Source organism: Bradyrhizobium sp. UFLA01-814 (genome assembly GCF_046718885.1).
Taxonomy (GTDB): Bacteria; Pseudomonadota; Alphaproteobacteria; order Rhizobiales; family Xanthobacteraceae; genus Bradyrhizobium; species Bradyrhizobium elkanii.
The window spans coordinates 1-12,718 of the sequence record NZ_JAQOSR010000032.1; the positions used below are offsets into that span (position 1 = coordinate 1).

Genomic DNA, 12,718 nt, shown 5'->3' on the forward strand with positions numbered 1-12,718 from the left:
CGGTCTTGCTCAGCAGCGGGCGGATCAGGCTCTGGAAGGCCTGTGCAAGTGTGGCATAAGGAATGTCGCGCTTGTACTGGTCAAACTTGCCCGATGCAAAAAGGCCACGAAGCGAAACGAGCCGCTTCTGAAGCTCGTTGACGACTGTGGATTTGCCGACGCCAGAGTATCCGGAAACCAACATCAACTCCGGCCTGCCGCCGGCGGCGATACGATGGAAGGAAGCAAGCAGGGTATCGATCTCGGCAGTCCGACCATACAGTTTCTCGGGAATCAGCAGCCGGTCCGGAGTGTCGTGCTCCCCGAGCGGGAATTCGTTGATGTCGCGTCGGCCTTCCCATTCAGCTAGGCAACGCCGTAGATCGCTCTCGGCGCCGGCAGCTGTCTGGTAACGCTCCTCAGCCGTCTTGGCGAGCAGCGTCATAATGATCGCGGAGACGATGCCCGGGAGATTCGTTGACCACTCGCTGGGAGGCGCTGGTGATCTTGCAATATGGCAGTGCACCCACTCCATCGGGGCGGCCGCTGTGAAGGGCAGGACACCCGTGAGCATCTGATACAGCGTGACGCCGAGGGCGTAGAGATCGCTGCGGGTATCGACCGAGCGGTTCATCCGCCCGGTTTGTTCAGGCGCCATGTAGGCAAGCGTACCGGCGATGGTCTCGGGCGGTTCGGGAGCCTGCCGCTCGCGGGACAGGCGCGATGCGATACCAAACCCGGTGAGCCGCACCTCTCCATCTGCGCAGTCCACCATGATATTGGCTGGCTTGATGTCTTTGTGAATAAGCCCGCGCTGATGAAGCTTTCCCAGAGCCGAAGTGATAGCGACAGCCAGCCGCAAAAAGCGCCCTACATCCATGGGCGCACCGAGCAGATGGTCGAGCGGCACGCCGCCCGGATCATCGATCACCAACACGGTCCGACCGGCGTCACGTATGAGACCGAGCGGCCGTGCCGCCCATGCGCTATCGAGCTCATCCTTCAGCTCGTATTCGTGCGTGAGGCGATCGAGCCTTGAGCGCGACGGTTGGTCGGCGGCAGGAGCAACGAGCAGAACGGCGAGCCGGTTGCCATTGTCATCCAGTCGCCAGCCTCGGCTGAACACGCGCTCGCCGTCCGCCCACAACACCTGAGAGCTACCATGCGAGTACGCGACGTTCAGCAACTGCTGCACCATCTGTCAGATCCCGGCGTCGGGCTTCAGCTTGAAGTCGGCTAATCAAGCTCTCCGCGCAGCACGCACGCGGCCACTCGAGAAAGCGTACTCCATCGGTCCGGAAAAGCCAGTCGCCCCTCGGTCTTGCGGCTGGCAGGGTGGCACACGCGGACCAATAACCGCATGCCCGCTGACGCAGGGGAACCCGGGGCGGTTCACTCGGCTGCAGCCGCGGTCGTCTGATCCTTCTTGCCCTCGTTCTTTCCTTCCGCAAGGTTGCGCACCACCATGTAGAAGATCGGCGTGAAGATCAGGCCGAACAGCGTGACACCGAGCATCCCGAAGAACACGGCGACGCCGACCGCCTGACGCATCTCGGAACCCGAGCCGGTCGACACCACCAACGGCAGCACGCCGAGGATGAAGGCGAACGAGGTCATCAGGATCGGCCGCAGGCGGAGCCGGCAGGCCTCGATCACCGCGTCCAGCCGCGGCCGGCCCTCGAGCTCGATGTCGCGCGCGAATTCGACGATCAGGATCGCGTTCTTGGCCGCAAGCCCCACCAGCACCACGAAGCCGATCTGGGTCAGGATGTTGACGTCCTGGCCCATGATGCGCACGCCGATGGTGGCCGCGAACAGGCACATCGGCACGATCAGGATCACCGCGAACGGCAGCGTCCAGCTACCGTATTGAGCGGCCAGCACCAGATAGACGAACAGCACGCAGATCGGGAACACGTAGAGGCCGGCATTGCCGCCCGTCACCTGCTGATAGGACAGATCGGTCCATTCGAAGGAGAAGCCCGACGGCAAGGTCTGGTCGGCGAGTTGCTCGATGGTGTTGAGCGCCGTCGTCGAGCTCACCCCCGGCGCCGGCTCGCCCTGCAACTCGGACGCCGAATAGAGATTGTAACGCGCGACACGGTCGGGTCCCGAGACGTCCTTGAAGTCGACGATGCTACCGAGCATCACCATGTCGCCGGCGGCATTGCGGGTACGCAACCGGGCAAGATCGGGGCTGTCCTTCCGGAACGGCAGGTCGGCCTGCGCGGTGACATGATAGGTGCGGCCGAACAGGTTGAAGTCGTTGACGTAGGTGGAGCCGAAATAGGTCTGGATCGTGTCGTTGATGTTGGCGATCGGAACGCCGAGCTTCTGCGCCTTGACGCGATCGATGTCGACGAACAGCTGCGGCGTGTTAGCCGAGAACGGCGAGAACACCGAGGTCAGGTTCGGCGACTTGCGCGCGGCCTGTACCAGTTCGTCGGTCGCGGCGGCCAGCAGTTCCGGCCCGCGTCCCTGCCGATCCTGAATGCGGATGGTGAAGCCGCCGCCGGTGCCGATGCCCGGCACCGCGGGCGGCGGAATAACGATGATGAAGGCGCCCTGGATTACCGACAGCCGCTTGCGAAGGTCGGCTGTGATCGCGTCGGCCGACAATCCCTTCTTCTGCCGTACTTCCGGCTCGTCGAACACCGGGAACAAGGCCGCGGCATTGCCGGCCTGCGTGCGCGTCGCGCCGGAGAACCCGCTAAATGCGCCAACGCGCACGATACCTGGCGTGTCCAGCGCAATCCGCTCGATCTCGCGCACCACCGCCGTGGTCCGCGCCAGCGACGCCGCGCCCGGCAGCTGCGCCGAGATGATGAGGTAACCGCGATCTTGCGCCGGGATGAAGCCCTGCGAGGTGGTCGCGAGCAGCCAGCCGGCGCTGCCGATCAACACCAGGTAGATCGCAAGCATCACCACCGTGTGCCGGATCACGAAGTCGGCGACACCAGCATAGCCTTGCGCCAGGCGGTCGAATACGCGGTTGAACAGCGCGGTGAAGCTGTCCCAGCCGCGCGCGATGATGTTCCAGCGCGCCGGCGGCTGCTTTTCCCCGTGCTGCACGAGGATCTGCGAGGCCAGCGCCGGCGACAGCGTCAGCGAGCAGAAGCAGGAAATTGCGGTCGCAACCGCAATCGTCACCGCGAATTGCTGGAAGAACTGTCCGGAGATACCGCCGAGGAAGGCGGTGGGCACGAACACCGCACACAGCACCAGCGCGATCGAGACCAGCGCGCCGCCAACCTCCCCCATGGTCTTGAGCGCAGCATCGCGCCTGGACATGCCGTGCTCGAGATGGCGCTCAACATTCTCGACCACCACGATGGCGTCGTCAACCACGATGCCGACCGCGAGCACGAGGCCGAACAGCGTCAGATTGTTGATCGAGAATCCGAGCACGGACATCACCGCAAAGGTGCCGACCAACGACACCGGGATCGCAATGATCGGGATGATCGCAGGCCGCCATCCCTGCAGGAACACCAGCACCACGATGACGACCAGCGCCATCGCCTCATAGACCGTCTTGATCAACTCATGGACCGATTGGGCGATGAATTCGGTCGGGTTGTAGCCGATATTGTAGTCGAGCCCCTTCGGAAAACTCTCCTTCAGCTTCGCCATCGTGTTCGAGATCGCTTTCGCTGTATCGAGCGCGTTGGATCCGGGCCGTTGCGTCACCACCATTGCGACGGCCGACTTGCGCAATATGCGGCTGCTGGTGGCGTAAGACAGGGCGCCGAGCTCGACGCGGGCAACGTCGCGCAGCCGCACAATGCGGCCGTCGGAGCCGGCCTTCACCACGATGTCCTCGAACTGCCTGATGTCCTTGAGGCGGCCGGTGAATACGAGATTGGGCTGGAACGCGCGATCGGCGATCGGCGGCTCGGCGATCTGGCCGCCGGCGATCTGCAGGTTCTGCGCCCGGATCGCAGCCAGCACCTCGGTCGAAGTCAGGCCGAGATTCGCAATCCTGTCAGGATCGAACCATAGCCGCATCGAATAGTCGCGCGCACCGAACATCTGAATGTCGCCGACGCCGTCGAGCCGCAAGAGCTGATCGCGGACCTGGAGCAACGTGTAGTTCGAGATGTAGAGCTGGTCGAAACTGTCGTCGGGTGACAACACGAACACGGCCATCAGGATGTCGGGCGAGTTCTTTCGGGTGACGACGCCGTTGCGCTGCACTTCTTCAGGCAAGCGCGGTTGCGCGATCGCGACGCGGTTCTGCACCAGCACCTGCGCCTTGTCGAGATCGGTGCCAAGCTTGAAGGTGACGGTGATGGTGAGCTGGCCATTCGAAGTTGCCTGGCTGTAGAGATACAGCATGTCCTCGACGCCGTTGATCTCCTGCTCGATCGGCGCGGCGACGGTATCGGACACGGTCTGCGCCGAGGCGCCCGGATACTGCGTCGTAACCGTGACGGTCGGCGGCACCGCCTGCGGATATTCCGAGACCGGCAGCGTTTGATAGGCAATCGCGCCGACGATCAGGAGGACGATTGACAGCACCATCGCGAGGATGGGCTGGTTGACGGAGAGCTTTCCGAGATTCATGGCTTCGCACCTGCCGCCGGCTTGGCATCCGCCGGAACCGGCGTCATTTTGGGCGTCACCTTGGCGCCGACGCGGGCGCGTTGCAGCCCGTCCACGATCACGTGATCCTCCGGCTTGAGGCCTTCGCGGATCACGCGCAGGCCTTCATCCAGCGGCCCGAGCGTGACCGCGCGGGCTTCCACCGTATTGTCGTCCTTGACCACGAACACGATCTTGCGCGACTGGTCGGTGGCGACAGCGGTATCCGGGATCAGCAGCGCCTCATAGGGCGAGGAGCCGATCAGGCGGACGCGGCCGAACTGACCGGGCAGGATCGAGAGATCCTTGTTCGGAATGATCGCGCGGCTGCGCAGCGTTGCGGTGGAGACGTCGAGCCGGTTGTCGAGGAAGTCCATCTTGCCTTCATGCGAGGGCTTGGTCTCGCCGGTCAGCGTCACCTGCACCGGGTTCGCGGTATCGCGCGAGCTCGGCCGCCGGCCCTCGAACCACAGCTTGCTGTTACGCTGATAGGTCGCCTCGTCGACGTCGAAATAGATGTAGATCGGATCGAGCGACACGATGGAGGTCAACAGCGTCGCGCCGCCCTCGCTGCCCTGTACGAGATTGCCCGGGGTGACCAGATGCCGGCTGACGCGGCCGGTGATCGGCGCCAGCACATGGCTGAATTCGACGTTGAGCTGCGCGGCCTTCAACGTGCCCTCCGCCTGCGTCTCGGCAGCATGAGCCGCCTGCAACGCCTGACGGCGCTGGTCGACAACCTGTTCGGAGACCGCGCTGGTCTGGACCAGGGTCAGCCCACGCTCGAGTTCACGCTTGGCAAGGTCTACCTTTGCCCGTGCGTCGTCGAGTTGACCTTGGGCCTGCAACGCGACCGCCTCGAACGGACGCGGGTCGATGACGTAGAGCAGATCGCCGGCCTTGACGATTGCGCCGTCCTTGAACTCGACGCTGTTGACAAAGCCGCCGACGCGGGCGCGGACCTGGACCTCCTCGATCGCCTCGAAGCGGCCGGTGAACTCGTCCCAATCGGTAACGGTGCGCTTAACCGGCTGCGCGACCGTGACGGGCGGCGGCGCGGCCCCTTGCGACTGCGCCTTGTCGCAGCCAACGATCGCCAACACAACCAGCATAACGATCACCGCAGCGCCACATCGCAGAAGGCGACGAAACGAACTGCGATTGAGCCGGGTCGCCGGAGCCCGGTGCTCCGTTATGTCAATCGTATTCACTTCCCTCTCTCCAAGCACTTTGGCGAGCCGATCGCGAAACCGCGAGTTCGGCACGACGATGCCTGGAGATTGACGCTGCAACGTCGGCCAGGGAAATCATCTCTCGCCATGGAGTCGATAAACGATCGTTATTGCCGCGCGCCGTGCCGCCGTAGCGAGGATGACGAAAGCCGAATGGCACTCGAAGCCAACGTTGTTGCTCGATGTCGACTTCACGGCGCATTCCTACCGATTATCGATACGATAGCTTTACCTGAATGGTCACCGATCTTAATTGCCAGGCGTGCCGCTCAGGCGCTTGCGACGGTTCGTGACGCCGCTTCGCATGAGCGCTAAACACAGTGGAAGGACGCTATGACGCCCCAGGACAAAGCATCCAAGCGCCGCGAGGTTTTCGTCGCGAGCGACCCCGCCAATCATGGCACGCTGGTCGGTCAGGTAGATGGATCTCAGTTTCCCATCGGCGGCCCGGATGGAATCGGCCACGTTTCTCCCGGTCCCAATCCTTACGACCTTCTCAGCACCTCTCTCGCTGCCTGCACCGCCATGACTGTTCGCTTTCACGCCCGACGTCGAAAACTGCCGTTGGTGCGGGTAGAAGTCGGTGTCAGCTTCCACCATGGTGCAAAGGGCGAACGAGATTCGTTCGAACGCACGCTCGTGCTGGAGGGCGAACTCGACGCCCAACAACGCGCCTTCTTGCTGGAGGCCGCGAACCTCTGCCCTATTGGCGAACTTCTCGGCATTAGCGCGGATATTCACACACGCCCGGACGCCGCAACGTCCAGCCACGACACAAGCACCCAGGCCAGCTATGAAGATGATCTGGCTGAGCTCCACATCCCCTATATCGAAGCGGATTGAGCGCTTCGCCTGCCCGCGACCACCGCGCCAGGAGCACCGGCGGCATTGCTCGTTTCGACTCCACAACTACTAGCGGTCGGCCGTCTCAGCGGCGAGACGGCGGCAGAGTCTTCTTACTCCGCGCGCAACCAAAACCCTTAATGAACGCGTAAGCCGACAGAGCCTGCGTTCCTGCGCGCGTTACGGTTCTCGCGTCCTCAGTGACCAGAAATCAACCCCGCGGGCATTCGCTCTGTTCACTGCTGCGCCGTGGTGCCTTTCATTCTGGCGCGGCGTGTCGATGGCATCGATTCCATAGCCACACGTCATTGGACCATCGACTTTCGCGGTCGTATTTCTTGCTCCTCTACAACTGAATTCAGAAGATGGCGGCATACCACACGCAGAGGAGTGGATGATGAAAGCAATCGTCGTAACGGACCAGGCAGCGGGGACCGGTGGAATGAGGCTCGTGGAGCGGTCCGAGCCGCAGGCCGCCATCAACGACGTTATCGTTCAGGTTCATGCATCGGGATTCGTCCCGACCGAGCTAACGTGGCCCTCGACGTGGACCGATCGCCTCGACCACAGCCGAACACCGTCGATTCCGGGGCACGAGCTGGCCGGTGTGGTCACCGCTCTCGGCTACGGCACGACGGGGCTGTCGGTGGGGCAGCGAGTGTTCGGGCTTTCCGATTGGTATCGCGACGGCTCCCTGGCGGAGTACGTGGCTATGGAGGCACGTAACCTCGCGCCTCTGCCGGGGGACATCGAATTCACGGCGGGCGCGAGTCTGCCAATTTCAGGCCTCACCGCATGGCAGGGACTATTTGTGCACGGCCGCCTTCAGGCTGGGCAGACCGTCCTCGTGCACGGCGCAGCCGGTGCAGTCGGATCGATGGTGAGTCAACTCGCAAGATTGTCTGGCGCCTACGTCATCGGCACCGGGCGTGCCGCCGATCGTCAGAACGCCCTAGACTTCGGCGCGCAGGAGTTCCTGGATCTCGAGAACGACACCCTTGAAGACGTCAATGGAATCGATCTGGTGTTCGATGTTATCGGCGGCGACATCGGGAGGCGCTCCGCATGTCTGATTCGAACCGGTGGAACGCTGGTGTCCATCGTCGGACCGAGCGAAGTACGACCCGTTGACGGCCTAGCCGTCGACTTCGTTGTTGAGTCCGATCGTGCCCAACTGGGAGAGATTGTCCAGCGAGTGCGGGACGGGCGACTGCGGACCAACATCGGCAGCATCGCGGCTCTCGACGACGCTGTCGCCGCCTTCAATCCGACGAAGCGGATCAGCGGCAAGACGATCATTCGCGCTCGTCCGTGAGCAACATCTACTCGATGCACGCTTCCGGCCGGCCGCGTCCTATCAGACGTGCCGGAGGCAGCCGGCGATCTACCCTGCCCCTCGGCAAGAGACGTCGACCGGGATGCACCCCCTGCGGCATTTCCGGCGAAGAGAGCGAAAGCATTTCAACCTGTCCTTTCACGTATAGGATTCACCATGACAAACGGGATCACCACGACCAACGCGGTTATCGAATGCATCCTGGGCCGCAGCTCTGCCAAGTACTACGACACTGCAGCCACCCTGAGCGATGACCAAATCAGCGAGCTCGTGCGAATTGGCACCACCGCGCCAACATCCTTCCACTTGCAGAATTGGCGCTTCATTGCCGTTCGCTCGCGTGAAGCCAAGACTCGATTGCGGCCGATCGCCTGGGATCAGCCTGCAATCACTGAAGCATCAGTTACCTTCATCGTCTGCGGTCAGTTGGCCGACTCCAGCGTCGTGCCAGAACGCCTTGCACCGCTGGTGGAATCCGGCGTCATGCCGGCAAAGATGGTTCCGGAATGGGAAATCCCCGCGCGCGGTCTGTATATGGCGTACCCGCAGCGTCAGCGCGACGAAGCCGTTCGCAGCGCCACCTTCGGCGCGGCCGCGATGATCTATGCGGCCGGCTCGCTCGGCCTGGGTTCGACGCCGATGATCGGTTTCGATGCGGAAGCCGTGCATCGCGAGTTCGGGCTCGCCAAGGACGAGGTACCGGTCATGTTGCTGTCCGTGGGAGCCCTGCGTCCGGGCAACTGGGCGCAGAAGCCGCGCCGTCCGGTGACCGAAGTGTTGAATCTCGTTTGATCGTTAGCGCAACCAGCAACCCGCGGGGACTATGATGCCAAGAACTGCTGCTCTCAAGCCGGAACAGGTGCCGGCCGATTCAAAATCGACCCTCGATATGTTCACCAGGAACATCGGATTCACTCCAAACATGATGGCGACCTTCGCGGCAAGCCCGATCGCATTCAACTCTTGGGCCACCCTGCTCGGCTCCCTGAGCAAGGCGCTCGACGTGAAGACGCGTGACAGCATCGGCCTCGCGGTTTCCGAGGTGAATGGCTGCGACTACTGCCTGACGGTTCACAGCTTTACGGCCGATCACATGGCCAAGCTGCCGGCCAATGAAATTATTCTGGCCCGGATGGGCCATGCCAGCGACCCGAAGCGGGACGCCGCCATCCAATTTGCGCGCAAGGTCATCGAGACCCGCGGCAAGATCAGTGACGCGGATCTGAAAGGCGTGCGCGATGCCGGCTACACGGATGCGAACGTCATGGAGATCGTCGCGCTGGTGGCAATGTATTCCATGACGAACTTCTTCAACAACGTCTTCGATCCCGAGAAGGACTTTCCAGCCGTAGCGCCCGCTGGGTCGCTCTGAACTCCAGCCTGGTCGCATCGATCATCGCTGAAGGCTATCGGAGCTTTTTATGTGATGCGCGATGCGGCCGGGACTCGAAGTGACGGGGCTGGGCGAAAAGAGTAAAGCATGAAGAGTATCCTTCATATTGATTGCAGCCCGCGGGCGGAATCACACAGCCGGCAGCTCTCGGCGGCGATTGTCGAGAAGCTACTCGAGATCGAGCCCCGGGCGACCATCTGTCGGCGAGATCTTGGCGCCGCCCCATTGCCGCATGCCACGCCTGACTACGCCACGACGCTTTCGACGGCAGCAACGTTGGCTGCTCCGCTGAAGGGTTCGCTGGATCTTTCTGAAACGCTCATTCAGGAAGTCGAGGCGGCGGATGCGGTGGTCATTGGAACGCCGATGCATAACCTAACCATTCCCTCGGTCCTGAAGGCATGGGTCGACCAGATTTTGCGCGCCGGCCGCACCTTCAGATCGACGCCGGTTGGGAAGGTGGGAAAGCTCCATGATCGCCCGGTGTTCATCGGTATCGCATCTGGTGGCGTGTTCACCGGTGACCGGGCCAACCAGCCCGATTTTCTCACTCCGTATCTTGCGGCCGTGCTGGGCTCCATTGGTCTGAAAACCTTGCAATTCCTCCCTGTGCAAGCCACTGCGTTTCTTGAGGGAGATAACGCCACGTCAGCGAGGGCAAAAGCGCTTTTGGCGCTCGACCTGACGGTCATGGGGAAAGTCCCATGCCCCGCGACTGTCGAAGGTGAGTGAAGCATCGCTCCACCGCTCGGTAAGGTGTTCGAGGCTCGCGCCGATCTCCTGGAAGATCACTACGGCATCGGCGCGGCGCAGACATCTCAACCGGGTGACCGCGGAGGAGGACGCTTCAGACTTAAAAGCTCCGTCACGTCACGCCGGTCGACCGCGGAAGAGATACCAACTTTCAACCATTTTCCGTCGGGGTAAGTTCGAGCTTCATCGTAAAGTTTGACCAATTGCGGGCGCCACCCGTAACGCCGCGCCTCAAACTTCTCTCGCTCTGCTCCCCCCAGGACCACCTCGACCGAAAACAACCTGTATTCCGGCAGGAAAGTGCAGAATGCCCTGGATTTTTTGTAGCGCAGGGACCAACCGCGCTTCTTGCCACGATAGAGCCATTCCGGCGCGAAGACAGCGGGGTAGTTTGCCTCGATCCAGTTACGCAGCTCGGCCCAATGCCCGAACGCCTTCGGCCCGATCCAGTCGTGGACAGTGCCGTCATCGGGCGGTGCTGACTTGCCGGTGATCCTGTCGCCGACCTCGGGAGATAGTCCCATATTATTTTCCTTCACATCGCAACTCCATATCGTGAGCTTCGGAAGACTTGGTCGGCCGCACGACTGGCCATTCGATAGCGGAGTCAGTCCCGCGGAATGAAATCGACATGGGGCCCTGGCTCGATGATGAACACCGCGAGCGTGGTGAGAACGCAGGTGACCGCGGCAACAGCCATCGCGATCTGAAATCCCGAGAATAGCTGAGGGCCGCCCTGCTGCAGGACGCCACCAAGCAGGGCAATGGCGAAGAGCGACCCGGCGCGCGAGACCGCACTGTTGACTCCAGACGCGGTTCCGGCGCGATCGGGCTCGACGGTGGTGAGGACGAGGGTTGTCAACGGCGCAATCGCCAGGCTCATGCCAAGCGCCAGCAACAGGATGCTCGGGAAGATGTCCGCCCAATAGGTCGCGTTCGGACCGATACGGAGCGCCATGATGCATCCCAGGGCGGCGACGGCGCCGCCGGCGAACAATGGCACGCGCCGGCCGAACCGGCGGCAGAGCACACCGGCGAGCGGCGAGACGACCATAATCAGCACCTGCAGGGGAACGAAGGCCAGGCCCGCCACCAGCGCCGGCAAGTGCGCGCCCCGGATCATCACAAACGGGATCAGGGTTAGCATGACCGTGAACGGCCCGTAGAGGAGCGCAGTGAACAGGTTCGCGCCGACGATCGACCGTGAAACAAAGAGCGAAGCGGGCAGCATGGCATTGTCGCCTAATCGCCGTTGGTTCACGATGAAGCCGGCTAAACTGCCCAGACCGACAATCAGCATGACGAGCACCCATGGGCTCGGACCCGAACCGTTGGTCAGGTTGATCAGCGCCGCGCTCAACCCGCCGAACCCGACTGTCGACAGGACCGCGCCACCAACGTCGACCCGAACGTGCCTGGCCGGTGCGTCGTTGGGTATCCACGCGATGCCGACAGCCAGCGCGCCGGCGACGACCGGCAGGAGCATCAGAAAGGTCGTCCGCCAGGACCCGTGATCGAGGATCGCGCCGGCGATCGCGGGTGCGACGCCGGCGGCAACAGCCGCTGCGGCGGACCAGATTCCGACCGCGCGAGCTTTCTGGTCGGCGGGAAAGGCCCGCCCAAGCACGGAAAGACCATTGGGCAGGATCACGGCCTCGCCCAGGCCTTGCAACAATCGACCGACGATGAGCGACGCGAAACCCGGCGCGAAGGCAATTGCGGTTGCGCCGAAGCCGTAGAGAGCGATGCCCCCGAGGAAAATCCGCTTCTGTCCGAACCGGTCACCCAGGGCGCCGGCAACCAAGGTCACGGCAACGAGCGGCAGAAGCTCGGCGTTCATCACCCACTGCAGGTCGAGCGGCGACAGGCGCATCTCTTGGCCAATCGCAGCGAGCGCAATCGTGACGACGGCGCTGCTGACGAACACCAGGCAACAGCCCAGGCTCGACGCGGCGAGCACCTTGGTGCTGCCCCACGCGTCAACCGCCTTGGGCTCGGAGAGCGCAAGGCCGAGGTCGGGGAGGATCAGTGACGCGCTGCTCACGATGAGACAGGGCCGTCATACTCGCCACGCGCCGGATAAGCCTTGGAGATCGCGAAATCGATCGCCTGAAGCAATTCCGAGAACAACGGACGTGCAAATGGCATCGTTTGAACCGCGCCGTAGTACAAGGTACCGTCCGGACGGACCAGGAACACGCCCGGCTCCGAAAATAGCGGCGGCTCCTCGACGTTGATCGACGACTTTCCCTGCGACGCAGAAATATACAGCCCCCATTGCCGCGCAACCGTCAGCGGCAACGAATGTCCAAATCGCAAGTTGGTGCCGACCTTGCGCGCCATTTCCTGCGAACGCTCGGCAACGTCAGAGCTAACGGCAATGACCTTTGTGCCGCGGCGCTCATATTCGGAGATCAGCGATTCCAGGTCGCGCAGATATTTGAGACAGACCGGACAATGGAGCCCACGATAAAAGCATATCAACGTAAACCGCTCCGGCGTGTCGGTCGCAAGGTCAAAGTCGCCATGAGCAAGGGTCGGCACGCGCAGTTCTGGAACCGGTCGACGAGGCAGCAGCATTCTCTTCTCCACAGTCCA

The 12,718-nt window shown here is 62.6% G+C and carries 11 protein-coding genes; 5 read left to right on the forward strand and 6 right to left on the reverse strand.

All coding sequences use genetic code 11. The features are described 5' to 3' along the window. The 3 genes from PMN64_RS12350 to PMN64_RS12360 all read right to left on the reverse strand — a co-directional run. Positions 1–1,177: protein kinase domain-containing protein (locus PMN64_RS12350; protein WP_411780890.1), on the reverse strand; the 1,177-nt coding region annotated here is incomplete at its 3' end. Between the two features lie 194 nt (positions 1,178–1,371). Further along, the gene (locus PMN64_RS12355) at positions 1,372–4,545 is read right to left on the reverse strand and encodes an efflux RND transporter permease subunit (RefSeq protein ID WP_411780891.1); all 3,174 of its coding nucleotides are present in this window, start codon (positions 4,543–4,545) and stop codon (positions 1,372–1,374) included. Next, positions 4,542–5,675 (reverse strand): efflux RND transporter periplasmic adaptor subunit, encoded by a 1,134-nt coding sequence (locus PMN64_RS12360; protein ID WP_304497299.1) that lies wholly within the window; start codon positions 5,673–5,675, stop codon positions 4,542–4,544. The genes PMN64_RS12355 and PMN64_RS12360 overlap by 4 nt, the downstream gene beginning before the upstream one ends. A gap of 453 nt (positions 5,676–6,128) precedes the next feature. On the opposite strand from PMN64_RS12360, the gene PMN64_RS12365 reads away from it, so the two are divergent. The 5 genes from PMN64_RS12365 to PMN64_RS12385 all read left to right on the forward strand — a co-directional run bounded on the left by PMN64_RS12365 (position 6,129) and on the right by PMN64_RS12385 (position 10,099). Next, positions 6,129–6,638 (forward strand): OsmC family protein, encoded by a 510-nt coding sequence (locus PMN64_RS12365; RefSeq protein WP_304497300.1) that lies wholly within the window; start codon positions 6,129–6,131, stop codon positions 6,636–6,638. Between the two features lie 397 nt (positions 6,639–7,035). Further along, positions 7,036–7,953, forward strand: coding sequence for an NADP-dependent oxidoreductase (locus tag PMN64_RS12370; protein WP_411780892.1), 918 nt, complete (start codon positions 7,036–7,038; stop codon positions 7,951–7,953). Positions 7,954–8,130: 177 nt separating this feature from the next. Then, positions 8,131–8,766 carry a nitroreductase family protein gene (locus PMN64_RS12375; protein ID WP_028341937.1) on the forward strand — a complete coding sequence of 212 codons (636 nt, stop codon included), beginning with the start codon at positions 8,131–8,133 and terminating at the stop codon, positions 8,764–8,766. Positions 8,767–8,800: 34 nt separating this feature from the next. Continuing rightward, entirely contained in the window at positions 8,801–9,346 is a 546-nt protein-coding gene (locus PMN64_RS12380; protein WP_028341936.1) for a carboxymuconolactone decarboxylase family protein, read from the forward strand. Positions 9,347–9,454: 108 nt separating this feature from the next. Then, on the forward strand, positions 9,455–10,099 hold the full coding sequence (locus tag PMN64_RS12385; protein WP_035631963.1) for an FMN-dependent NADH-azoreductase: 645 nt from the start codon (positions 9,455–9,457) through the stop codon (positions 10,097–10,099). A gap of 86 nt (positions 10,100–10,185) precedes the next feature. Here PMN64_RS12385 and PMN64_RS12390 read toward each other — a convergent pair whose 3' ends face one another. The 3 genes from PMN64_RS12390 to PMN64_RS12400 form a co-directional block, all read right to left on the reverse strand. Beyond that, a complete protein-coding gene (locus tag PMN64_RS12390; RefSeq protein WP_411780930.1) occupies positions 10,186–10,644 on the reverse strand; it encodes a DUF3788 domain-containing protein in 459 nt (152 codons plus the stop codon). 83 nt (positions 10,645–10,727) lie between these two features. Next, positions 10,728–12,164, reverse strand: a complete 1,437-nt coding sequence (locus tag PMN64_RS12395) for an MFS transporter (protein ID WP_051447953.1) — start codon at positions 12,162–12,164, stop codon at positions 10,728–10,730. Next, complete coding sequence (locus PMN64_RS12400) at positions 12,161–12,700, reverse strand: peroxiredoxin-like family protein (RefSeq protein WP_028341934.1); 540 nt, start codon at positions 12,698–12,700, stop codon at positions 12,161–12,163. Before PMN64_RS12400 ends, PMN64_RS12395 begins: the two co-directional genes overlap by 4 nt. Positions 12,701–12,718 lie beyond the last annotated feature (18 nt).